Source organism: Bacillus sp. 205(2023) (assembly GCF_037027485.1).
Classification (GTDB): Bacteria; Bacillota; Bacilli; order Bacillales; family Bacillaceae; genus Bacillus; species Bacillus halotolerans.
Window position 1 is genome coordinate 85,976 of sequence record NZ_JAXCHF010000005.1, and the last position, 21,258, is coordinate 107,233.

22 protein-coding genes, 1 pseudogene and 1 other annotated feature are annotated in these 21,258 nt (G+C 46.9%); of the genes and pseudogenes, 19 read left to right on the forward strand and 4 right to left on the reverse strand.

Annotated features, from left to right (window positions below):
* Positions 1 to 29 precede the first annotated feature (29 nt).
* From gucD to WA325_RS13925, 12 genes are all read left to right on the forward strand, one after another.
* Positions 30 to 1,496 carry an alpha-ketoglutaric semialdehyde dehydrogenase GucD gene (gucD, locus tag WA325_RS13870; protein WP_322012057.1) on the forward strand — a complete coding sequence of 489 codons (1,467 nt, stop codon included), beginning with the start codon at positions 30 to 32 and terminating at the stop codon, positions 1,494 to 1,496.
* A gap of 85 nt (positions 1,497 to 1,581) precedes the next feature.
* Entirely contained in the window at positions 1,582 to 2,949 is a 1,368-nt protein-coding gene (gudP, locus tag WA325_RS13875; RefSeq protein ID WP_336183805.1) for a glucarate transporter GudP, read from the forward strand.
* Between the two features lie 36 nt (positions 2,950 to 2,985).
* Entirely contained in the window at positions 2,986 to 4,353 is a 1,368-nt protein-coding gene (gene gudD, locus WA325_RS13880; RefSeq protein ID WP_202852409.1) for a glucarate dehydratase, read from the forward strand.
* Positions 4,354 to 4,422: 69 nt separating this feature from the next.
* Positions 4,423 to 5,124, forward strand: a complete 702-nt coding sequence (locus WA325_RS13885; protein WP_105955418.1) for a FadR/GntR family transcriptional regulator — start codon at positions 4,423 to 4,425, stop codon at positions 5,122 to 5,124.
* Positions 5,125 to 5,216: 92 nt separating this feature from the next.
* A complete protein-coding gene (gene garD, locus WA325_RS13890) occupies positions 5,217 to 6,749 on the forward strand; it encodes a galactarate dehydratase (RefSeq protein WP_105955417.1) in 1,533 nt (510 codons plus the stop codon).
* A 278-nt stretch (positions 6,750 to 7,027) separates the two neighbouring features.
* Positions 7,028 to 7,951, forward strand: a complete 924-nt coding sequence (gene mphK, locus WA325_RS13895) for a macrolide 2'-phosphotransferase MphK (protein ID WP_336183806.1) — start codon at positions 7,028 to 7,030, stop codon at positions 7,949 to 7,951.
* A gap of 56 nt (positions 7,952 to 8,007) precedes the next feature.
* Positions 8,008 to 8,257: a binding site (T-box leader), on the forward strand.
* A gap of 94 nt (positions 8,258 to 8,351) precedes the next feature.
* Entirely contained in the window at positions 8,352 to 8,513 is a 162-nt protein-coding gene (locus WA325_RS13900; protein ID WP_024120093.1) for a tryptophan RNA-binding attenuator protein inhibitory protein, read from the forward strand.
* A 158-nt stretch (positions 8,514 to 8,671) separates the two neighbouring features.
* Positions 8,672 to 9,352: a response regulator transcription factor gene (locus WA325_RS13905; RefSeq protein ID WP_105955433.1), complete on the forward strand. Its 681-nt coding sequence runs from the start codon at positions 8,672 to 8,674 to the stop codon at positions 9,350 to 9,352.
* 1 nt (position 9,353) lies between these two features.
* Positions 9,354 to 10,289: a HAMP domain-containing histidine kinase gene (locus tag WA325_RS13910; RefSeq protein ID WP_336183807.1), complete on the forward strand. Its 936-nt coding sequence runs from the start codon at positions 9,354 to 9,356 to the stop codon at positions 10,287 to 10,289.
* Between the two features lie 93 nt (positions 10,290 to 10,382).
* The gene (locus WA325_RS13915; protein WP_336183808.1) at positions 10,383 to 11,306 is read left to right on the forward strand and encodes an ABC transporter ATP-binding protein; all 924 of its coding nucleotides are present in this window, start codon (positions 10,383 to 10,385) and stop codon (positions 11,304 to 11,306) included.
* A gap of 17 nt (positions 11,307 to 11,323) precedes the next feature.
* Entirely contained in the window at positions 11,324 to 12,010 is a 687-nt protein-coding gene (locus WA325_RS13920; protein ID WP_081638227.1) for an ABC transporter permease, read from the forward strand.
* A gap of 18 nt (positions 12,011 to 12,028) precedes the next feature.
* A complete protein-coding gene (locus WA325_RS13925) occupies positions 12,029 to 12,724 on the forward strand; it encodes an ABC transporter permease (protein WP_336183809.1) in 696 nt (231 codons plus the stop codon).
* Here the strand turns inward: WA325_RS13925 and WA325_RS13930 are convergent.
* Positions 12,725 to 12,787, reverse strand: a pseudogene (locus WA325_RS13930) (hypothetical protein); the annotation flags it as partial.
* A complete protein-coding gene (locus WA325_RS13935; protein WP_010332895.1) occupies positions 12,759 to 13,145 on the reverse strand; it encodes a YndM family protein in 387 nt (128 codons plus the stop codon). The gene WA325_RS13935 and the pseudogene WA325_RS13930, both read right to left, overlap by 29 nt.
* Positions 13,146 to 13,491: 346 nt before the next feature.
* Between WA325_RS13935 and WA325_RS13940 the strand changes: the two genes are divergently transcribed.
* From WA325_RS13940 to tatC, 6 genes are all read left to right on the forward strand, one after another.
* Positions 13,492 to 13,920 (forward strand): cell wall hydrolase, encoded by a 429-nt coding sequence (locus WA325_RS13940; protein ID WP_101865304.1) that lies wholly within the window; start codon positions 13,492 to 13,494, stop codon positions 13,918 to 13,920.
* 107 nt (positions 13,921 to 14,027) lie between these two features.
* The gene (locus tag WA325_RS13945; protein ID WP_105991800.1) at positions 14,028 to 14,759 is read left to right on the forward strand and encodes a vWA domain-containing protein; all 732 of its coding nucleotides are present in this window, start codon (positions 14,028 to 14,030) and stop codon (positions 14,757 to 14,759) included.
* A 78-nt stretch (positions 14,760 to 14,837) separates the two neighbouring features.
* The gene (locus WA325_RS13950) at positions 14,838 to 14,987 is read left to right on the forward strand and encodes a hypothetical protein (RefSeq protein ID WP_049809871.1); all 150 of its coding nucleotides are present in this window, start codon (positions 14,838 to 14,840) and stop codon (positions 14,985 to 14,987) included.
* Positions 14,988 to 15,041: 54 nt separating this feature from the next.
* A complete protein-coding gene (phoD, locus tag WA325_RS13955) occupies positions 15,042 to 16,793 on the forward strand; it encodes an alkaline phosphatase PhoD (protein ID WP_322012081.1) in 1,752 nt (583 codons plus the stop codon).
* Between the two features lie 13 nt (positions 16,794 to 16,806).
* The gene (tatAD, locus tag WA325_RS13960) at positions 16,807 to 17,019 is read left to right on the forward strand and encodes a sec-independent protein translocase protein TatAD (protein ID WP_010332899.1); all 213 of its coding nucleotides are present in this window, start codon (positions 16,807 to 16,809) and stop codon (positions 17,017 to 17,019) included.
* 61 nt (positions 17,020 to 17,080) lie between these two features.
* Positions 17,081 to 17,806 carry a twin-arginine translocase subunit TatC gene (gene tatC / locus WA325_RS13965; protein ID WP_024120100.1) on the forward strand — a complete coding sequence of 242 codons (726 nt, stop codon included), beginning with the start codon at positions 17,081 to 17,083 and terminating at the stop codon, positions 17,804 to 17,806.
* Here tatC and pcp read toward each other — a convergent pair.
* Positions 17,803 to 18,450, reverse strand: a complete 648-nt coding sequence (gene pcp, locus WA325_RS13970; RefSeq protein ID WP_248337585.1) for a pyroglutamyl-peptidase I — start codon at positions 18,448 to 18,450, stop codon at positions 17,803 to 17,805. The two genes, tatC and pcp, sit on opposite strands and share 4 nt — an antisense overlap.
* 80 nt (positions 18,451 to 18,530) lie before the next feature.
* On the opposite strand from pcp, the gene WA325_RS13975 reads away from it, so the two are divergent.
* Positions 18,531 to 19,646 carry an aminotransferase class V-fold PLP-dependent enzyme gene (locus WA325_RS13975; protein ID WP_336183810.1) on the forward strand — a complete coding sequence of 372 codons (1,116 nt, stop codon included), beginning with the start codon at positions 18,531 to 18,533 and terminating at the stop codon, positions 19,644 to 19,646.
* Positions 19,647 to 19,758: 112 nt separating this feature from the next.
* On the opposite strand, the gene lmr(B) is transcribed toward WA325_RS13975, so the two are convergent.
* Complete coding sequence (gene lmr(B), locus WA325_RS13980) at positions 19,759 to 21,201, reverse strand: lincomycin efflux MFS transporter Lmr(B) (RefSeq protein ID WP_105991796.1); 1,443 nt, start codon at positions 21,199 to 21,201, stop codon at positions 19,759 to 19,761.
* Between the last annotated feature and the right edge of the window lie 57 nt (positions 21,202 to 21,258).

Consider the following 21,258-nt stretch of genomic DNA (forward strand, 5'->3'; position numbering starts at 1 on the left):
ACATAAAAAGCATGAAAGGGGCAATGGGCATGTCTGTAATCACGGAAAAAAACACATATCTCAATTTTATTAATGGAGAGTGGGTCAAAGCTCAATCAGGCGACATGATCAAGTCGGAAAATCCTGCGGATGTGAATGACATCGTCGGCTATGTGCAGAGTTCAACGGCTGATGATGTGGACCGGGCCGTCGCCGCCGCTAATGAGGCAAAAACGGGATGGAGAAAGCTGACGGGTGCAGAACGGGGCCAATTGCTGTACAAAACAGCTGATATCATGGAGCAGCGCTTAGAGGACATCGCCGCATGTGCGACGCGTGAAATGGGAAAAACCCTGCCGGAAGCAAAAGGAGAAACCGCTCGCGGCATTGCGATTCTTCGCTATTACGCCGGCGAGGGCATGCGCAAAACAGGCGATGTCATCCCGTCTACTGACAAAGACGCACTGATGTTTACAACCCGTGTCCCGCTTGGTGTCGTCGGCGTGATTTCGCCGTGGAACTTCCCGGTAGCGATCCCGATTTGGAAAATGGCGCCGGCACTGGTGTACGGCAATACTATTGTCATCAAACCCGCAACAGAAACTGCCGTTACATGTGCGAAGATCATCGCTTGTTTTGAAGAAGCGGGACTTCCGGCGGGAGTCATCAATTTGGTGACTGGCCAAGGGTCAGTTGTCGGCCAAGGCATAGCCGAACATGACGGGGTCAATGCCATTACGTTCACGGGTTCGAATCAGGTTGGGAAAATCATCGGGCAAGCCGCTTTAGCGAGAGGCGCCAAATATCAGCTTGAAATGGGCGGGAAAAACCCGGTGATCGTAGCGGACGATGCTGATCTTGAAGCGGCAGCAGAAGCCGTGGTGACAGGCGCTTTCCGTTCAACGGGCCAGAAGTGCACCGCAACAAGCCGTGTCATTGTCCAAAGCGGAATTTACGACCGCTTTAAAGAAAAACTGCTGCAGCGCACAAAGGAGATCACGATCGGAGACAGCTTGAACGAAAACGTTTGGATGGGACCGATCGCAAGCAAAAATCAGCTTGATAACTGTCTGTCGTATATTGAAAAAGGCAAGCAGGAAGGCGCTTCTCTTTTGATCGGAGGAGAAAAGCTGGAGGATGGAAAGTATCAAAACGGATATTATGTGCAGCCTGCCATATTTGACAACGTGACATCTGACATGACGATTGCCCAGGAGGAAATTTTCGGACCGGTCATCGCTCTGTTAAAGGTGGACACGATGAAGGAGGCTTTAGACATCGCCAATGATGTGAAGTTCGGATTAAGTGCATCTATTTTTACGCAAAACATCGGCCGTATGCTTTCATTCGTTGATGAGATTGAAGCCGGGCTTGTCCGGGTCAACGCGGAAAGCGCAGGAGTTGAGCTTCAGGCGCCATTTGGCGGCATGAAGCAATCAAGCTCCCACTCCCGCGAACAGGGTGAGGCCGCGAAGGACTTCTTCACGGCGATCAAAACCGTATTTGTGAAGCAGTAAAGGTGCTGGAAAGAGGCGCTTGTCTCTTTCCAAGCCTTATCACCGCCAGCATATGATTCTCTACTTTGACAAAGGAGAAGATATTATGAAAAAAGACCATGCGAATGTTTCGCCGGCGGGCAAAAAAACCTCTGTACGCTGGTTCATCGTATTTATGCTGTTTCTTGTGACGTCTATTAACTACGCAGATCGTGCGACGCTTTCGATTACGGGTGATTCCGTCCAGCATGACCTTGGACTGGATTCGGTTGCCATGGGGTATGTTTTTTCTGCATTCGGCTGGGCCTATGTCATCGGACAGCTTCCCGGAGGCTGGCTGCTGGATCGATTTGGCTCAAAAACGGTTATTGCGTTAAGCATCTTTTTCTGGTCATTTTTTACGCTGCTGCAAGGGGCGATTGGATTCTTTACCGCTGGCACAGCGATTATCCTGCTGTTCGCGCTGCGCTTTTTAGTCGGGCTTTCTGAGGCGCCTTCATTTCCCGGAAACGGCAGAGTGGTTGCTTCCTGGTTCCCGAGCTCCGAACGCGGTACAGCTTCAGCCTTTTTTAACTCAGCTCAATACTTCGCAATCGTCATTTTTTCTCCTTTAATGGGCTGGCTCACCCACTCTTTTGGCTGGCATTCCGTCTTCGTAGTGATGGGGGCCGCGGGAATCCTACTGGCTTTTATCTGGTTAAAAACGGTATATGAACCGAAAAAACATCCAAAGGTCAACAAAGCCGAGCTTGCGTACATTGAAGAAGGCGGCGGGCTGATTTCAATGGATGACAGTCAAAGCAAGCAGGAAAAAGAATCAAAATGGCCGTATATCAAACAATTAATAACCAACCGCATGCTGATTGGCGTGTACATCGCGCAATATTGCATTACGACTCTCACCTATTTCTTTCTCACATGGTTTCCGGTATATTTGGTTCAGGCCCGCGGAATGTCCATTCTTGAAGCGGGATTTGTGGCTTCCCTCCCGGCGCTGTGCGGATTTGCGGGCGGCGTGCTTGGAGGCATCGTATCTGATTTTTTACTGAAAAAAGGCCGTTCTCTCACCTTTGCGAGAAAAGGACCGATCATTGTCGGCATGCTGCTGTCTTGCAGCATGATTATCTGCAACTATACAGATTCAGCGTGGCTCGTCGTTGTAATCATGTCACTCGCGTTCTTCGGAAAAGGCTTTGGCGCCTTGGGCTGGGCTGTCGTGTCGGACACGTCGCCAAAAGAGTGTGCGGGACTAAGCGGCGGTTTGTTCAACACATTCGGAAACATCGCCTCGATTACGACTCCGATTATTATCGGCTACATCGTGAATGCTACAGGATCTTTTAATGGCGCGCTCGTTTTTGTCGGCGCTAATGCGATTGCAGCAGTCCTCAGCTATTTGCTGCTGGTCGGGCCGATCAAACGGGTCGTATTAAAGAAACAAGAGCAAGACCCCGATCAATCACTGCCTGTCTAATACTTATGAAAGCGCTTTATCAAAGGAGGATGACAGATGAGTTCACCAATACAGGAACAGGTTCAAAAAGAAAAAAGATCGAATATTCCGTCAATTACTGAAATGAGAGTCATTCCAGTCGCGGGGCATGACAGTATGCTGCTGAATTTAAGCGGCGCCCACAGCCCATTTTTCACCCGAAATCTTGTCGTCTTAACGGACAGCAGCGGGAATCAGGGTGTCGGCGAGGTGCCGGGCGGGGAAGCGATCCGCCGCACACTGGAGCTTGCAGAGCCGCTTGTTGTCGGAAAATCGATCGGCGCGTACCAGTCGATTTTGCAAACAGTCAGAAAGCAGTTTGCGGACCAGGACAGGGGAGGCCGCGGAATCCAGACATTTGATTTGCGCACTGCGGTGCATGTGGTCACGGCTTTAGAAGCCGCTTTGTTAGATGTGCTCGGCAAATTTCTCAATGAACCGGTTGCGGCTTTGCTTGGAGAAGGACAGCAGCGGTATGAAGTCAAGATGCTCGGTTATCTATTTTACATTGGTGACCGAAAGCGGACGACATTGCCGTATCAAAGCAATCAGCAGTCAGATTGCGAGTGGTTTCGCCTCCGCCATGAGGAAGCGCTGACTCCTGAGGCCGTTGTACGTCTTGCAGAAGCGGCGCAAGAGCGCTACGGCTTCCAAGATTTCAAGCTGAAAGGCGGCGTATTGCGGGGCGAGGAAGAAATGGAAGCCGTCACCGCGTTATCAAAACGTTTTCCTGAGGCGAGAATTACCCTTGATCCGAACGGGGCTTGGCCGCTAGAAGAAGCTGTTACATTATGCAGAGGAAAGCAGGATGTACTTGCTTATGCCGAAGATCCGTGCGGGGCGGAAAACGGTTATTCCGCACGTGAAGTGATGGCTGAGTTCCGCCGCGCGACAGGCCTGCCGACAGCGACAAATATGATTGCGACTGACTGGCGGGAAATGGGGCACGCGATTCAGCTGCATGCGGTCGATATTCCGCTGGCTGATCCCCATTTCTGGACGATGCAGGGTTCGGTGCGGGTTGCACAGATGTGCCATGATTGGGGGCTGACGTGGGGCTCGCACTCCAATAATCATTTTGACATTTCCCTTGCCATGTTTACCCATGTGGCGGCCGCAGCTCCGGGACGCATCACGGCGATTGATACCCATTGGATCTGGCAGGACGGACAGCGTTTAACCAAACAGCCTTTAGAAATTGCTGATGGCTGTGTGAAGGTGCCTGATAAGCCTGGGCTTGGCATCGAAATTGATATGGAACAAGTGGAAAAAGCGCATGATCTCTATCGAAAAATGAATTTAGGCGCACGGAACGATGCAATCCCTATGCAGTTTCTAATCAGCAATTGGGAATTTGACCGCAAGCGCCCGTGTCTGGTGAGATAAGTTTTATTCTAAATATTGTCATAACGAATATTTTGTCTTACAATTGAACAACTGAAGGGAGAGTTGTTCGTGTACGAAGGTTTAGAAGATCTGAAGGTGGATACAGTCAATCGGAAAACATTAGCCAAGCAGGTCATTGAACGGATTGTCCATTTACTGTCAAGCGGACAATTAAAGGCCGGAGACAAATTGCCGACGGAAATGGAGCTAATGGATATCTTACATGTCAGCAGACCGGTGCTTCGCGAAGCGCTTAGCTCACTAGAGACGCTGGGCGTTATCACGAGAAAAACCCGCGGCGGCACGTATTTCAACGACAAAATCGGGATGCAGCCTTTTTCCGTCATGCTTGCTTTGGCGACTGATAATCTTCCGGCCATTATTGAAGCGCGGATGGCGTTAGAACTCGGGCTGGTGACGATTGCGGCGGAAAAGATAAATGAAGATGAGCTTAAGCGTTTACAGAAAACAATCGACGACATCGCCAGCAGCACTGACAACAATTATGGAGAAGCTGATAAAGAATTTCACCGAATTATTGCATTAAGCGCTAATAATCCCGTTGTTGAAGGAATGATTCAATCTCTGCTGATCACGCATGCGAAAATCGACAGCCAGATTCCGTACAGGGAAAGGGATGTTACGGTTGAATACCACAAAAAAATCTACGACGCCCTTGCCAAAAGAGATCCATACAAGGCTCATTACCACATGTATGAGCATTTGAAATTTGTTCGTGACAAAATTTTGAATGGGATAGACGAAACATAATTGTTATGACAGCCGCAGTTTGAAATCGGGATTTGCGGCTTTTCTTAAACCAAAATCGGAAAGCGTTTACAATGTTGAGGAGTGATATTCCTATGGTGATGAACCTCAGACAGAATCAAGCGCCTCTTTACATTAAAGTGAATGTAAAAGATAACACGGCGATTATTGTAAATGACGGCGGACTGAAAAAGGGCACTGTTTTTCCATGCGGGCTGATGCTTGAAGAAGATGTTCCTCAAGGCCATAAAGTGGCCCTAACCGATTTGAATCAGGGGGATGCCATCGTGCGTTATGGAGAAGTGATCGGATTTGCAGATCAGCCGATCAAACGCGGAAGCTGGGTGCGGGAAGCTTTGGTGAGAATGCCCGCCCCTCCGGAACTCCATGACCTTCCTATCGCAAACAAAGTGTCTGAACCGCTGCCGCCTCTTGAAGGCTATACGTTTGAAGGATATCGAAATGCTGACGGCAGTGCGGGAACAAAAAATATTCTCGGTATCACCACAAGTGTTCAATGTGTCGTCGGCGTGCTGGATTATGCGGTAAAACGGATAAAAGAAGAGCTTCTTCCGAAATATCCAAATGTCGATGATGTCGTGCCGCTTCATCATCAATATGGATGCGGCGTGGCCATCAATGCCCCAGACGCCGTGATTCCCATCCGCACGATTCAAAATCTGGCAAAGCATCCGAACTTCGGCGGGGAAGTGATGGTGGTCGGATTAGGATGTGAAAAGCTCCTCCCGGCACGGATTGCACCTGAGAAAAAAGATCACATCATTTCACTTCAAGATCATCAAGGCTTTGCGAATATGATTCAATCGATGATGGAAATGGCGGAGGAGCGGTTAATCAGACTCAATAGCAGAGTCCGTGTAACCTGCCCCGTTTCTGATCTGGTAATTGGCCTTCAATGCGGCGGCAGTGATGCCTTTTCCGGCGTGACGGCGAATCCGGCAGTGGGATATGCGGCTGATTTATTGGTTCGGGCAGGCGCAACGGTCTTGTTTTCTGAAGTGACTGAGGTGCGGGATGCGATTCACTTATTAACGCCCCGGGCTGTCAGCGAAGAGGTCGGTCGTTCGCTGATCGATGAGATGAAGTGGTATGACAGCTATCTGAGGCGGGGGGAAGCAGACAGAAGCGCCAATCCGTCACCTGGCAATAAAAAAGGCGGTTTATCCAACGTGGTGGAAAAAGCGTTAGGATCGGTAGCAAAGTCAGGCACAAGCCCCATTTCCGGTGTGCTCGGGCCTGGGGAGAAGGCGGAGAAAAAGGGTTTGCTGTTTGCAGCGACGCCGGCAAGCGACTTTGTGTGCGGAACCCTTCAGCTGGCGGCAGGCATGAATCTGCAGGTCTTTACGACAGGCAGAGGAACACCGTATGGATTGGCTGCTGCGCCGGTGCTGAAAGTATCTACACGCCATTCATTAACAGAGCATTGGGCGGATTTAATCGATATCAATGCCGGGCGAATTGCTACCGGAGAGGCCAGTATCGAAGAAGTCGGCTGGGAGATTTTTCGCATGGTCTTAGATGTAGCGAGCGGCAGGAAACAAACATGGGCGGACCATTGGGGCCTTCATAATGATTTGTGTTTGTTTAACCCCGCGCCTGTGACTTGATTCATTTTTTATAGTAGATCAAAACTGGAATATGATGTAAAATGGAGATCAACTACAATGAACGGAGGGGTTCCGACATGGCATTCATTAGATTCCGATTGACACGAATTCAATAGTGAACGACACTCGCCTGGATGCGGGGAATCGGGATGAATCTGCCTATGTATGTACCCTTATATTGTCATGAAAAGAGGGTGGCGATGCTGCCCTCTTTTTTTGTTCCTTAAAAACATCCCTTCTCTCTAACGACAGGCGGAATATGAGAAAGGGGAAAAGAGATGACAAACCCGAACGAAAGGCAGCTAATCACTGAGATTGTCGCGCTTGCACGCAATCAAGGTTTGACGGTTCACTCTGATAACGCTCAATTGAATGAAACGGGAATGGATTTTCAAGTTGTATTTGCCGAGGATGATACAGGTATGCCATGGGTACTGCGAAAACCGCGGCGAAGCGATGTAGTTGAAAGAGCAGCTTCAGAAGGCAGAACGCTTGCCTTTCTCCGCGCGAACCTCACAGCTGATGTGCCGAATTGGAAAATTCATATGCCGGAATTGATCGCTTATCCGAAGCTTAGCGGAACGCCTGCTGCTGGGATTGATTTGGAACAGAAACAGTATGTATGGAATATGAGTCATCAGCCGCCGTCAGATAATTTTGTTCATACACTTGCTGAAATACTGGCAGAATTACATGGCATGAATCAAACATCTGCCGGCCAATCCGGAATAGAAGTGGTGATGCCAGAAGATTTCAGGAAAATGACAGCTGAATCTATGGCTGATGTAAAGAATAAGTTTGGCGTATCTAAGCAGCTTTGGGAAAGATGGCAAACGTGGATCAATGATGATGCATACTGGCCCGGTTTCTCCGCGCTGATACACGGCGATTTCCATCCGCCGCATATCCTTATTGATCAAAACGAACACGTGACAGGCCTCCTGGATTGGACAGAAGCGAAAGTCGCCGATCCAGCCAAGGATTTTGTCTTTTACCACATGATTTTCGGAGAAAAAGAAACAGCCCGTTTGCTTGAATGCTATGATCAAGCAGGCGGCCGTGTATGGTCAAAAATGCAGGATCACATCTCAGAGATGCAGGCGGCGTATCCGCTGGAAATTGCCAAGTTCGCTCTTCAGACACAGCAAGAGGAGCACGTAAATATGGCTCTGCAAGCACTTGGCGAACCTAAATTGAATTAAGAATTGACTTCTGTAAATTGACGGAGTATTATAAATTTTACAAATGGAAGAACGGATTAACAATTGTGAGGAAGAGCAAGTAAGCATCAGTGAGCGGGGTTCAGAGAGTCGGTGGCAGGTGTGAACCGATCCTCCCCTGATGCCGAATGGGCTTCTGAATTGCATTGCTGAATAGATAGTAGGCAATGCCGGGATGCTCTCCCCGTTACCAAGAGAGGAGTATCGAAACTGACGTTTTCTGTACTGATGAGCGAATGGCTTTTTAGCTGTTAATAAAGGTGGTACCGCGAGACCCTCGTCCTTTGATAGGACGGGGGTTTTTGTGTTTCTTAAAGGAGGTGACGGCCAATGGAAGAAGGCTGGTGGTCCATGTTTAATCAATGGGAAAGGAGGAATTCAAATGGTGATCGCAACTGATGATCTGGAGGTTGCTTGTCCGCATTGTGAAAGAGCCGGAGAAATAGAAGGCAAACCTTGTCCGGCATGCAGCGGGAAGGGCGTCATTCTTACCGCACAAGGAAATACGCTTTTGGATTTTATTCAAAAACATATGAACAAGTAAAGGAGAAAAACTGAGCAGAGCGGCTGCAGGCAAAAGCTGAAAACAGGTAAAAAAGAATAAATTTTGTAAAACACACATGTTTTTCAATTACAATAAGCGTAATGACATGTGTGTTTTTTTGACTATGAAAAAGGTTAGGTGAGAGGATGCAGCGCATATTGCTTGTGGAGGATGACCATTCAATCAGTGAAATGGTGGACCATTATTTAACAAAAGAAGGCTTTGAAATCGTGCATGCTTACGACGGTGAAGAGGGCATTCGGAGGTTTCAAGAGCAGGCGTACGACCTTATTCTGCTTGATATTATGCTTCCGGAGCTGAATGGAATGGATGTTTTAAAAATCATTCGGGAAAAAAGCAAGATTCCTGTTTTAATGATTTCAGCAAAAGACGGAGATGTTGATAAAGCACTGGGGCTGGGATTCGGGGCGGATGATTATATCGCCAAACCGTTTTCGATGATTGAACTGACAGCCAGAGTCAAAGCAGCGATACGGAGGGCGACGCAATATTCGTCAAGTGAACCGGCTGAACATCAGGTGATTCGTGTTCACCAGCTTACGATCGATATAGACAATGTATCCGTTCTGAAAAACGGCGAACCGCTTCAGCTGACGTCAACCGAATGGCAGCTGCTGATACTATTTGCAGCAAATCCTAAAAAGGTGTTTACGAAAGAACAAATCTATCGTTCCGTATGGAATGAGGAGTACTTTGGAGACCAAAACATCATTAATGTACATATGAGACGGCTGAGAGAAAAGATTGAAGATGATCCATCTTCTCCTCAATATATCAAAACATTATGGGGCATCGGCTATAAATGGGGAGAGTTTTAGAATGGCAGTATTAACGATTGCTGCTATCATCGCTTTGGCGTGTCTGAATGTCATTCAATATATGATGAAAAAGAACCGGGACAGGAATTTGACGTATACGGCAGAAAAGCTTAGCGCCATGCTTGACAACAAATCGGCCGATCAGGTTTTACTTCATACAGATGACCGTGCGCTCAGGGATCTGCTCGTCAACATCAATCTGCTCGCTGAGGATCATCAGCATATCAACGCCCGGTTTGCAAAAACAGAGCAATCCATGAGACGGATGCTGACCAATATGTCACACGATCTCAAAACACCTCTGACGGTCATTCTCGGTTATATCGAAGCCATCCAAAGTGACCGGAATATGCCGGACAGCGAGCGGGAAAGGCTGCTTGAGAAACTGCACCAAAAAACAAATGAACTCATCCAAATGATCCACTCTTTTTTTGATTTAGCCAAATTGGAATCTGAAGACAAACAAATCCCAATCACAAAAATACATATCAACGAAGTATGCAAACGAAATATCCTGCATTACTATGATGCCGTTCAGGCAAAAGGTTTTAACGCGGAGATTGATATTCCGGATACGCCGGTATACGCGCATGCAAATGAAGAGGCGCTGGACCGTATCCTGCAAAATTTATTATCCAACGCGATTCAATATGGCGCGGTTGGCAAGTTTATCGGATTATCACTTTCTTATGATGAGACAAGCATTGCCATCTCCGTATGGGACCGCGGAAAAGGAATCAGTGAAACAGACCAGCAGCGGGTATTTGAGAGGCTGTACACACTTGAAGAATCAAGGAACAAAGCATTCCAAGGGAGCGGTCTCGGTTTAACGATCACGAAAAGACTTGTGGAAAAAATGGGGGGCTCCATCTCTCTTCAAAGCAAGCCGTATGAACGGACAGCGTTTACGATTACATTAAAACGAATGACCTATTAACAATCGTAAGAATTTCTTAAGAATGAAGAAATAAAAATGACAGGGCCCGCCGCTACAATAGAAAACAGGAAAAAGAGGAAAGGAGCAACAACGTTGACTTACATCGTACAAACAAATGGACTGACCAAAACGTTTCAAGGCAAAGAAGTCGTATCAGATGTCAGCATGCATATCAAAAAAGGTGAAATTTACGGCTTTCTCGGCCCGAACGGGGCGGGGAAAACAACCATCATGAAAATGCTGACAAGTCTTGTAAAACCGACAAGCGGTGAAATCAATATCCTCGGAAACAATCTCACCCATACGTCATATGAGGTGCTCGGCAAGATCGGCAGCATGATTGAATATCCGATTTTCTATGAAAATCTGACGGCTATCGAAAATTTAGAGCTGCATTGTGCATACATGGGATACCACAATAAAAAAGCCATTCAAGAAGTACTGGGTATGGTGAATTTAAAACAGATTGACAAGAAACCCGTCAAAACATTTTCGCTTGGAATGAAGCAGCGCCTCGGCATAGCGCGCGCAATCCTCACCAAACCTGATCTGCTTATATTGGATGAGCCGGTAAACGGCCTTGATCCTGTCGGCATTAAAAAGATCAGAAACTTATTTCAAGTATTAAGCAAAGAGTATGGAATGACACTGCTGATCTCCAGCCATATGCTGAGTGAAATCGAACAAATTGCGGACACAATCGGCGTCATTCGTGAAGGCAGGCTGCTGGAAGAGGTGTCGATGGAAGATGTCAGGGGGCAAAACACAGAATACATCGAACTCGTTACATCGAATCAGACAAAAGCCTGCTTTGTGCTTGAGAAAGAACTTCACATTGCCAACTTTAAAATCTTAAATGATAAAACCATTCGCATTTATGATGCTCAACGATCACAGGGTGCCATATCAAAAGCGCTGATTTTAAATGATGTAGACATTGAATCGATGAATAAAAAGTATACGTCACTGGAGGACTACTTCATCAGCTTGATCAATGGCAATCACATCAGTGCGTAGAGGAGGCGAGACCGTTGCTGAATTTGATCAGAATCGAATTAAGGAAAATGAAGATGGGATGGTATGTGAGAGGAGTCATCATTGCTAACCTGATTATCCTTGGCTTTATGTGGTTGGTCAGTTACATAGAAAAAGCGGAGGGCACTGAATCGTTCCAAAGCATGGATGATGCATTTCTCGTCATTGGCACTTTTGTCAGAGCGGTGTTTATCGTTTTTGGCGCTGTACTGATCGCCAAATTAGTCATATCGGAATATAAAAACAAAACGATTCAAGTGATGTTCACGTACCCGATCAGCCGGAAAAAACTGCTTGCTGCTAAGCTTAGCATCTCAGGCGGGCTGACGTTTATCACCATTTTGGTCTCAAATGCGTTCGTAGCAGCCGCTTTCTATATGCTGAACTCGATCTACCATGTCATTCCGGGAGAATTGAGCGCCGATGTCATTTCTCAGCATTCGGTAAAAATGGCGGTTTTCGCTTTTGGCGCCGCTGGCACCAGTTTAGTTCCCATCTTTTTTGGGATGCGTAAGCACTCTGTCTCGGCAACCATCATTTCATCTGTCGTGATCGTCATGCTGATGAGTTCAACAAGCCCGGGCCTGTCCATTTCTTCCATTGTATATATTCCATTATCTCTAGCTGCTGTCGGTTTGTTTTTTTCATACATGGCAGTCAGGAAAGCTGACCGGCAAGATGCTTAAATACGGAGTTGAAACAACATGTTGAATTTAATGAAACTTGAATTGAAAAAAATGAAATTAGGCTGGTATTACAGAGGCGCCGTTATTGCAAATCTATGTATTCTCGGATTTATATGCTTGATCGCATCAGAAGAAAAAAAACTCCCGCAGCCGGAGGTGATGACTGATGCGGCATCCACGCTATTTTTGCTTGGAACGTTTGTAAGATCTGTATTTGTTGTTTTCGCCAGTGTGCTGATTGCCAAATTGATTATTAGTGAGTACAAAAATAAAACGATTACCGTCATGTTTACATATCCCATCAGCCGGAAAAAACTGATTGCTGCCAAGCTGCTGATTACAGGCGGACTGACGTTTACCACCATTATGGTGTCTGAAATTGCGCTTTCATTCATCTTTGCGCAAATCAATCAATATTATCAACTTACACCTGAGATGTTATCAGTCCAGACTATCGGGCAAGAGGTCGGCAGTATGGCGATATATGCCGCTTCGGCTGCGTGCTTGAGTTTTATTCCTTTATATTTTGGGATGAGGAAACGCTCTGTTCCGGCTGCTATCATTTCATCGGTTATATTGACGATACTGATCAGCCAGCAAAGCCCCGAGTTATCGCTGGCAACGATTATCTACATTCCGCTTTCTTTAGGTGCGATCGGCATCTTGATAGCGATTTGGTCTGTCCGAAACATAGACCGGGAAGATGCTTTATGATAGAAGGCCGATGCTGTCAGCACCGGCCTTTTGATTATGAATCTGTTCTTGTTTCAAGATAATGCTTTTTGCCAATTTCTTTGCTCATCATATAGAAATGGAAGCAATATTCACCGATGGCCATGGCGATTGCTCCGAATAGAGCCGCCAGCGCAATTTCTCCGCCAGTCATCCCCATAGAAAGCGGCATGCCCATCAGCCAAATCACGAGAAATGCCAAACCGAAATCAGCCAAAGTGGCGATCATATTGTTCCATCGGGGCAATACATAAAGGTCTCCAAGCAAATAAGAAATGACCCCTAACACAACTGTCATCAGCAGCGTATCACCAAACGTGAAACCAAAGCCAAGACCCAGCACCAAATACAAAACAATAATCGTCATAATACCTTTAATCGCGAGCGCTTTCACATGTGTCATGATAAGGTTCCTCCTTCTTTTATCTGATTTGTTATGTATGATTCCTCAAATACGGAAAGTTAAACATTACTTTGTGTTCTTCACAAAGCGTTTTCGGCTATGGGTGGAAAAAGGATGAGGAATTGTTATGAATTTAGGGGTGAATCTGCATCTGCCATGCCGTAGAATCCGGGATTTTACTGGAGATTTCCCTTGACGGCCAGGTGTCCATTTTTCTTCTGCAATTACCGATCTTTATGGTTTGTGACAGTACCGGGAGAATAAATTTTAAAACTTCTTCTGTCCCTCCGTCATCACTCTTTGGGTATTGCAATATGATGAAAGGAGAAAAAGGGGAGGTGACGTGATGGCGGTTGTGAGAGCAACAAGTGCTGATGTCAACTTGATGGCACGGCTGCTCAGAGCGGAAGCGGAAGGTGAAGGAAAGCAGGGGATGCTGCTTGTCGGAAATGTTGGGATTAATCGGCTGAGGGCCAATTGCTCTGATTTTAAAGGCCTCCGCACCATCAGGCAGATGATTTTTCAGCCGCATGCGTTTGAAGCGGTGACTCATGGATACTTTTATCAAAGACCGCGGGAAAGCGAGCGGGCCTTGGCACGCCGGACGATAAACGGGGAGAGGTTCTGGCCGGCAAAATTCAGCTTGTGGTATTTCAAGCCGGAAGGAAACTGCCCGCCGACCTGGTATAACCAGCCGTTTGTAGCCAGATTCAAATCACATTGTTTTTATCAGCCGACGGGCGAAACATGTGAAAATGTATATAACACATTTTAAAGAGAGACGCCGTTCACATCTGAACGGTGTTTTTTCTTTAAAAAGTTATACCAATGGTAAATATTTCTGTGAGATAATCGGATAAAAGAACTACAGGAGATGACAAAATGGCGACAATTGACCTGCAAAAGAAGAGCGTAAAAATCGTACTGGAGAAAAAACAGTTAACCAAGGTGACGGCTCGTGTCGGGCTGGTGCTGGATATTACCGGTTCAATGAGAACGCTGTATAAAAACGGAACGGTTCAAAAAGTGGTGGAGCGGATTTTGGCTGTGGCTGATCAGTTTGATGATAACGGCCTGCTTGATGTATGGGTTTATGATAATGAATTCTCCCGGTTAAAGCCAGTCTCTGAAATCGATTTTTCAGGCTATGTTGATCGCGAAATTTTGAATAATGAACTCTTGCATAAATTCGGGAGAAATGATGAGCCGCCGGTCATAAAAGACGTGTTACATAAATATGTTGTGGAAGAACCGAGTTCATATCCCGCTTTTATCGTTTTTATTAATGATGGAGGGTGTAAAAAATCCATCAAACCCATTATTGAAGCTGCCTCTGATAAACCGGTGTTTTGGCAGTTTGTCGGCATCGGTAACGGCAATTTCGATTTTCTTAATAAACTGGATACGCTAGAAGGGCGTGTTGTTGATAACGCAAACTTCCTGCATATCGAAGACATTGAATGCATCTCTGATGATGAGCTTTATGATGCATTGCTTACTGAATTTCCATTTTGGCTGCAAGAAGTGAAGGAAAAAGGAATTTTAATAGAACAAGAGCCTGAAGCTGCAAAACCGGAAAAGAAGGGCTTTTTCAGCAGATTGTTTTCTAAATAACAGATAGCCTTTCCGAACACTGAGTGATTTTGCAAAATCGCTCGGTGTTTTTGTTTTTTTAAGATCATGTGAAGAAAAATGGGTAAAAAGGGCGGCTTGCAAACGACAGGATATGCAGAAAATACGCCGTTTTGCCAGCTGTCGGCATGTTTCGGCGAAAGGGCTGTGAATGAAGTCCTGTTTCCCATGTTCAGTGCTTACAATCCCTTCACACTTCTTCACAGCTAATTAACAATGGTTTCCTATAATGAAAGCGATCAATGAGAAGAGAGGGGATCTGGAATGGCATATGACAGTCGTTTTGACGAATGGGTAAAGAAATTGAAAGACGAAAGCTTTCAGAATAATACGTTTGACCGCCGCAAATTTATTCAGGGGGCTGGAAAAATTGCGGGGCTTTCTCTTGGGTTAACCATTGCTCAGTCAGTCGGAGCATTTGAAGTAAATGCTGCGCCTAAGTTCTCTAGTTATCCGTTTACGCTCGGCGTCGCTTCAGGAGATCCGCTTTCTGACAGCGTCGTGCTCTGGACGCGTTTGGCGCCAGATCCGCTGAACGGCGGGGGGATGCCGAACCAGGCTGTGCCTGTCAAATGGGAAGTGGCAAAGGATGAGAACTTCCGCAAGATCGTAAGAAAGGGCACAGAAATGGCCAAACCGAGTCTCGCCCATTCTGTCCACGTGGAAGCGGACGGGCTTGAGCCGAACAAAGTGTACTACTACCGATTCAAAACCGGACATGAGCTAAGTCCTGTCGGAAAAACAAAAACACTGCCGGCCCCAGGTGCCAATGTGCCGAAAATGACCTTTGCCTTCGCTTCCTGCCAGCAATATGAGCATGGCTATTATACAGCCTACAAGCATATGGCGAAGGAAAAGCTTGATCTTGTCTTCCATCTCGGTGATTACATATATGAGTACGGGCCGAATGAATATGTATCGAAAACAGGCAATGTCCGGACGCACAACAGCGCAGAAATCATTACGCTGCAGGACTATCGAAACCGCCATGCCCAATACCGTTCAGACGCTAATTTAAAAGCGGCGCATGCGGCGTTTCCTTGGGTTGTCACGTGGGATGACCATGAAGTTGAAAATAACTATGCCAATAAAATCCCGGAAAAAGGGCAGTCGGTTGACGCGTTTGTATTGCGCCGTGCGGCGGCGTATCAGGCTTATTATGAGCATATGCCGCTTCGCATCTCCTCTCTGCCGAATGGCCCGGATATGCAGCTGTACCGCCACTTTACGTATGGAAATCTGGCATCATTTAATGTGCTGGATACACGCCAGTACAGAGATGACCAAGCCAATAACGACGGCAATAAGCCGCCTTCTGATGAATCGCTCAATCCGAATCGGACCTTGTTAGGAAAAGAACAGGAGCAGTGGCTTTTTAACAATTTGAGCAGCTCGACTGCATATTGGAATGTGCTGGCACAGCAAATCTTCTTTGCGAAGTGGAATTTCGGGACAAGCTCAAGCCCGATCTACAGCATGGATTCATGGGACGGTTATCCGGCTCAGCGCGAACGGGTCGTCAATTACATTAACAGCAAAAATTTAAACAATGTTGTCGTGCTGACAGGAGATGTACACGCAAGCTGGGCATCGAATCTGCATGTCGATTTTAATAAAACAAGCTCAAAAATTTTCGGGGCTGAATTTGTCGGCACCTCCATCACATCCGGAGGAAACGGAGCGGATAAGCGGGCGGATACCGATCAAATTTTAAAGGAAAATCCACATATTAAGTTCTTTAACGATTACCGCGGATATGTCCGCTGTACAGTAACGCCTCACCAGTGGAAAGCTGATTATCGGGTAATGCCATTTGTGACAGAGCCGGGAGCAGCCATTTCCACACGGGCTTCATTCGTCTATCAAAAAGACCAAACCGGATTGAGAAAGGTATCCTCGACAATGGTTCAAGGCGGAGTGAAACAATCCAATGAAGTCGAAGAGGATCGTTTCTTTGAGCACAACAAAGCCCATGAAAAACAAATGATCAAAAAACGGGCAAAAATTACGCATTAAGGAGTGAAACATAATGTTTTCAAACATTGGAATACCAGGCTTGATTCTGATCTTTGTCATCGCCCTCATTATTTTTGGCCCTTCAAAGCTTCCGGAAATCGGGCGAGCCGCCGGCCGGACTCTGCTGGAATTCAAAAGCGCCACAAAATCACTTGTGTCTGGTGATGAAAAAGAAGAAAAATCAGCTGAGCTGTCAGCGGTGAAGCAGGACAAAAACGCAGGCTGAGTGCTGATGAGGCAGACGCATGGTCTGCCTCTTTTTCTCATGAAAGGGAGGGCTTTTTTGAATGGATAAAAAAGAAACTCATCTGATCGGACATTTAGAAGAGCTTCGCCGTCGGATCATCTTCACACTTGCGGCTTTTCTTCTGTTTTTAATTACGGCTTTTTTGTTTGTGGAGGACATTTATGATTGGCTGATCAGAGATTTTGACGGAAAATTAGCTGTTCTCGGACCGAGTGAAATTCTCTGGGTATATATGATGCTTGCCGGCATTTGTGCGATTGCCGCCTCCATCCCCGTTGCCGCCTATCAGCTTTGGCGTTTTGTAGCGCCGGCGCTGACAAAAACGGAGCGCAACGTGACACTGATGTACATACCGGGATTATTCGCCCTGTTTCTGGCCGGCATCTCGTTCGGATATTTTGTGTTGTTTCCGATCGTTCTCGGCTTTTTGACTCATTTGTCTGCCGGCCATTTTGAAACGATGTTTACCGCTGACCGCTATTTCAGGTTTATGGTGAATTTGAGCCTGCCGTTCGGTTTTCTGTTTGAAATGCCCCTTGTGGTGATGTTTTTGACAAGGTTAGGCATCTTAAATCCATACCGGCTGGCCAAAGCGAGAAAGCTGTCCTATTTTCTGCTGATCGTGGTGTCCATATTGATTACCCCGCCAGATTTTATTTCTGATTTTCTCGTGATGATTCCGCTGCTTGTCCTGTTCGAAGTGAGCGTCACACTGTCAGCGTTTGTATACAAAAAGAGACTGACCAGTGAAGCGGCCGCCGCTTAGTGCAGCGCGCCGCCGGGTGACTTCGTATCCTGATCATATTGTGCGGCCGTAACAGCGGCGATCCTCAATGCTTTGACTATCATGTCCAGGCTGAGGCTCGGCGCTGTTTTGTCGATTGTTTGTTCCGGAATGTACGGAATGTGGATAAACCCGCCGTGAATGTGCGGAGACGTACGGTGGATGTGATCCATTAACCCGTAGAACAGATAGTTGCATACAAATGTGCCGGCCGTAAAGGAAACAGCCGCCGGAATGCCGTTTTCCTTCATTTGAGATGTAATGCGTTTAATCGGAAGCCCTGTCCAGTAAGCGGCAGGCCCGCCGGGAGAAATCTCTTCATCAATCGGCTGGTTTCCATCATTATCCGGGATACGCGCGTCTGCAAGGTTGATCGCGACCCGTTCCGGTGTCACCTGCATCCGGCCGCCGGCTTGCCCGACGCAGATCACGATGTCCGGCTGATGTTTATGAATCGCTTGCCGCAAAGTGTCGAGAGCGGTTCTGAACACAGTCGGAATTTGTGCCGAAGCGATGATCACCTGATCCGTTTCAAAGCCATTCAGCCGTTTCACCGCTTCCCACGATGGATTGACAGTTTCTTGATCAAAAGGGTCAAAACCTGTGAAGAGCACTTTTTTTCTCATGGTAACCATCTCCTTTTTTTTATTATTCTATTGTTTATTTCTGGATTTTTCATCAAAATAATAAAAAGGAGTGAATCAGAATGGAACATTTGCCGCAGCAGTACCGACTTCTGTTCCCAACCGTGCAGAGCCGCATCATGCTTGCCAGCTGCTCACAGAGCGCGTTGGCAGAGCCGGTGTCAAAGGCGATACAAGATTATCATGACAGCTTGCTGCATAGAGGGACGAACTGGAATGAAGCGATTGAAAAGACAGAGAGTGCCAGAAACGAGTTTGCGAGACTGGTAGGGGCTGAGCCGGATGAGATTGCGATTGTGCCGTCAGTTTCTGATGCGCTGATTTCCGTGGCATCATCCTTGTCTGCTGTTAAAAAGAAACATGTTGTATACACGGAGATGGATTTTCCGGCGGTGTCTCATATTTGGCAGGCACAATCTGATTATAATGTATCTATGATCCCTTCAATAGACGGTGAGCTGCCGCTCGAACAATATGAAAGGTATATCACGGAAGAGACGGTGCTGACCTGTGTTCCGCACGTTCATTATCGTGACGGCTGCATTCAAGATATAAAAGCCATCGCTGCCATCGCCAAGAGAAAGGGATCGATGGTATTTGTGGATGCTTATCAATCTGCCGGGCATATTCCTATTGATGTGAAGGAATGGGGCATAGATATGCTGGCGGCAGGCACCAGAAAGTATATGCTCGGCATACCGGGCATGACGTTTCTTTATGTGAGAAAAGAGCTGGCGAACGAGCTGAAGCCCAAAGCATCTGCTTGGTTCGGGCGGGAAAACGGGTTTGGGGCGTCGTCTTATGCAGAAGGCGCGAGGCGTTTTCAAACAGGAACCCCTGCTTTTATAAGCGTGTATGCAGCGGCTGCGGCTTTATCGCTGCTGAATCATATCGGAATGTCCCGTATCCGCGATCATATAAAAGCGGTGAGTGCCGATGCGTTTCAATATGCAGCTGAAAAAGGGCTGGAGCTTGCGGGGGCGCCATCGGTACAGCAGCCGGGCATGATTTCCATTCGGGATGAACGGGCATCGGAAACGGCGGCGTTACTAAAGAAGAAAAACGTGATTTGCGCTCCGCGGGACAATGTCATCCGTCTGGCTCCTCACTTTTATAATACGAAGGGCGAACTGCGTTATGCGATTGATGAAATGGCTGCGATTTTATCCGCGCGTTAAAAGCGATCACCTAAAAATAGATGTTCACCTCAGGCGCCGCTCGCGTCTTGCTTGAGTGTGTTGTCCGGTATAGGCATAAAAAACCCCCTGACCTCAAGATCAGGGGGTTTTCTTATTGATGATCAACCTTTACTCGCTTCAAAAAGAAAGCGGCAATTAAACCGATAATCGCAACAATCATCGCAAAGACAAACGCATGCTGAACGCCAGCTGTCAATGCTTGCGGAATGACTGCCGGATCGGCTGGATTTTTTACGCTGCTCAGGTAGTCATGCTGACCGGCAGCCATGATGCTGACCGCAACCGCTGTCCCGATCGCGCCCGCCATTTGCTGAAGTGTGTTCATAATGGCAGTGCCGTCCGGATAGAACTCACGCGGAAGCTGGTTTAAACCGTTTGTCTGAGCAGGCATCATAATCATGGAGATCCCAATCATCAAACAGGTATGCAGCACGATAATCAGCACTGCTGTTGAAGCTGTCGTGAGATTTGAGAAGAGCCACAGAACAATAGTCACAATCAAAAATCCCGGAATAACTAGCCACTTTGGTCCGTATTTATCAAACAGACGGCCTGTGACAGGTGACATAAATCCGTTTAAAATACCGCCCGGCAAGAGAATAAGTCCTGAGGCAAATGCTGTTAAGACTAAGCCGCCTTGCAGATACATCGGCAGAAGCAGCATGGATGACAGGATGACCATCATGCAAATAAAGACCATAATGACGCCCAAAATAAACATCGGGTATCTGAATGCACGCAGGTTCATCATCGGCTGCTTCATCGTCAGCTGACGGATTGAAAATAGAATAAGGGCGATAACACCGACAATAAGTGAAACGATCACAGTCGGGCTGGACCATCCGCCAGAGCCTTCACCCGCGTTGCTGAATCCAAACACAATGCCGCCGAAACCGATCGTCGACAGAATAATAGACAGGACATCAATTTTCGGTTTTGTGATGTCAGACACATTTTGCATGTACAGGATACCGAAAATGAGCGCAAGCACAAGGAACGGAAGAGAGATCCAGAAAATCCAGTGCCAGTTAAGGTGCTCAAGAACCAACCCGGAAAATGTAGGGCCGATTGCCGGCGCAAACATAATGACAAGTCCGATTGTTCCCATGGCCGCTCCCCGTTTATGGGGCGGGAAAATCACCAAAATCGTATTAAACATGAGCGGTAATAAGAGTCCTGTTCCAAGTGCCTGAACGATTCTCGCCGCTAATAAAAATGAGAAGCTAGGCGCAAGCGCCGCAATCAAGGTGCCTATGATTGAAAAAATCAGTGACACAGTAAAAAGCTGTCTAGTTGTAAACCATTGCAATAGCAGACCTGAAACAGGAACAAGAATACCGAGCACAAGCAAATAGCCTGTTGTTAACCATTGAACGGTTGCTGCTGTAATGTTCAATTCCTTCATAAGATCGGTTAACGCGATATTCAGCGCTGTTTCACTGAACATGCCGATAAAACCGGCCGTCAGCAAAGATATCATAATTGGCATCACTTTATATTGCTGAGATGCTTTAGCTGCTGTTTCCAAATCTATTTCTCCTCTCGTTCATCTGAATGTATTCACTCAGCTTGTAGTAGTATGTCTCTTTTT

Excerpts from the sequence above, each read along its gene's own strand:
- gucD (WP_322012057.1), top strand. The coding sequence starts at position 30 with ATGTCTGTAATCACGGAAAAAAACACATATCTCAATTTTATTAATGGA.
- gudP (WP_336183805.1), top strand. The coding sequence starts at position 1,582 with ATGAAAAAAGACCATGCGAATGTTTCGCCGGCGGGCAAAAAAACCTCT.
- gudD (WP_202852409.1), top strand. The coding sequence starts at position 2,986 with ATGAGTTCACCAATACAGGAACAGGTTCAAAAAGAAAAAAGATCGAAT.
- garD (WP_105955417.1), top strand. The coding sequence starts at position 5,217 with ATGGTGATGAACCTCAGACAGAATCAAGCGCCTCTTTACATTAAAGTG.
- mphK (WP_336183806.1), top strand. The coding sequence starts at position 7,028 with ATGACAAACCCGAACGAAAGGCAGCTAATCACTGAGATTGTCGCGCTT.
- WA325_RS13900 (WP_024120093.1), top strand. The coding sequence starts at position 8,352 with ATGGTGATCGCAACTGATGATCTGGAGGTTGCTTGTCCGCATTGTGAA.
- WA325_RS13910 (WP_336183807.1), top strand. The coding sequence starts at position 9,354 with ATGGCAGTATTAACGATTGCTGCTATCATCGCTTTGGCGTGTCTGAAT.
- WA325_RS13925 (WP_336183809.1), top strand. The coding sequence starts at position 12,029 with ATGTTGAATTTAATGAAACTTGAATTGAAAAAAATGAAATTAGGCTGG.
- WA325_RS13935 (WP_010332895.1), bottom strand. The coding sequence starts at position 13,145 with ATGACACATGTGAAAGCGCTCGCGATTAAAGGTATTATGACGATTATT.
- WA325_RS13940 (WP_101865304.1), top strand. The coding sequence starts at position 13,492 with ATGGCGGTTGTGAGAGCAACAAGTGCTGATGTCAACTTGATGGCACGG.
- WA325_RS13945 (WP_105991800.1), top strand. The coding sequence starts at position 14,028 with ATGGCGACAATTGACCTGCAAAAGAAGAGCGTAAAAATCGTACTGGAG.
- WA325_RS13950 (WP_049809871.1), top strand. The coding sequence starts at position 14,838 with ATGGGTAAAAAGGGCGGCTTGCAAACGACAGGATATGCAGAAAATACG.
- phoD (WP_322012081.1), top strand. The coding sequence starts at position 15,042 with ATGGCATATGACAGTCGTTTTGACGAATGGGTAAAGAAATTGAAAGAC.
- tatAD (WP_010332899.1), top strand. The coding sequence starts at position 16,807 with ATGTTTTCAAACATTGGAATACCAGGCTTGATTCTGATCTTTGTCATC.
- tatC (WP_024120100.1), top strand. The coding sequence starts at position 17,081 with ATGGATAAAAAAGAAACTCATCTGATCGGACATTTAGAAGAGCTTCGC.
- pcp (WP_248337585.1), bottom strand. The coding sequence starts at position 18,450 with ATGAGAAAAAAAGTGCTCTTCACAGGTTTTGACCCTTTTGATCAAGAA.
- WA325_RS13975 (WP_336183810.1), top strand. The coding sequence starts at position 18,531 with ATGGAACATTTGCCGCAGCAGTACCGACTTCTGTTCCCAACCGTGCAG.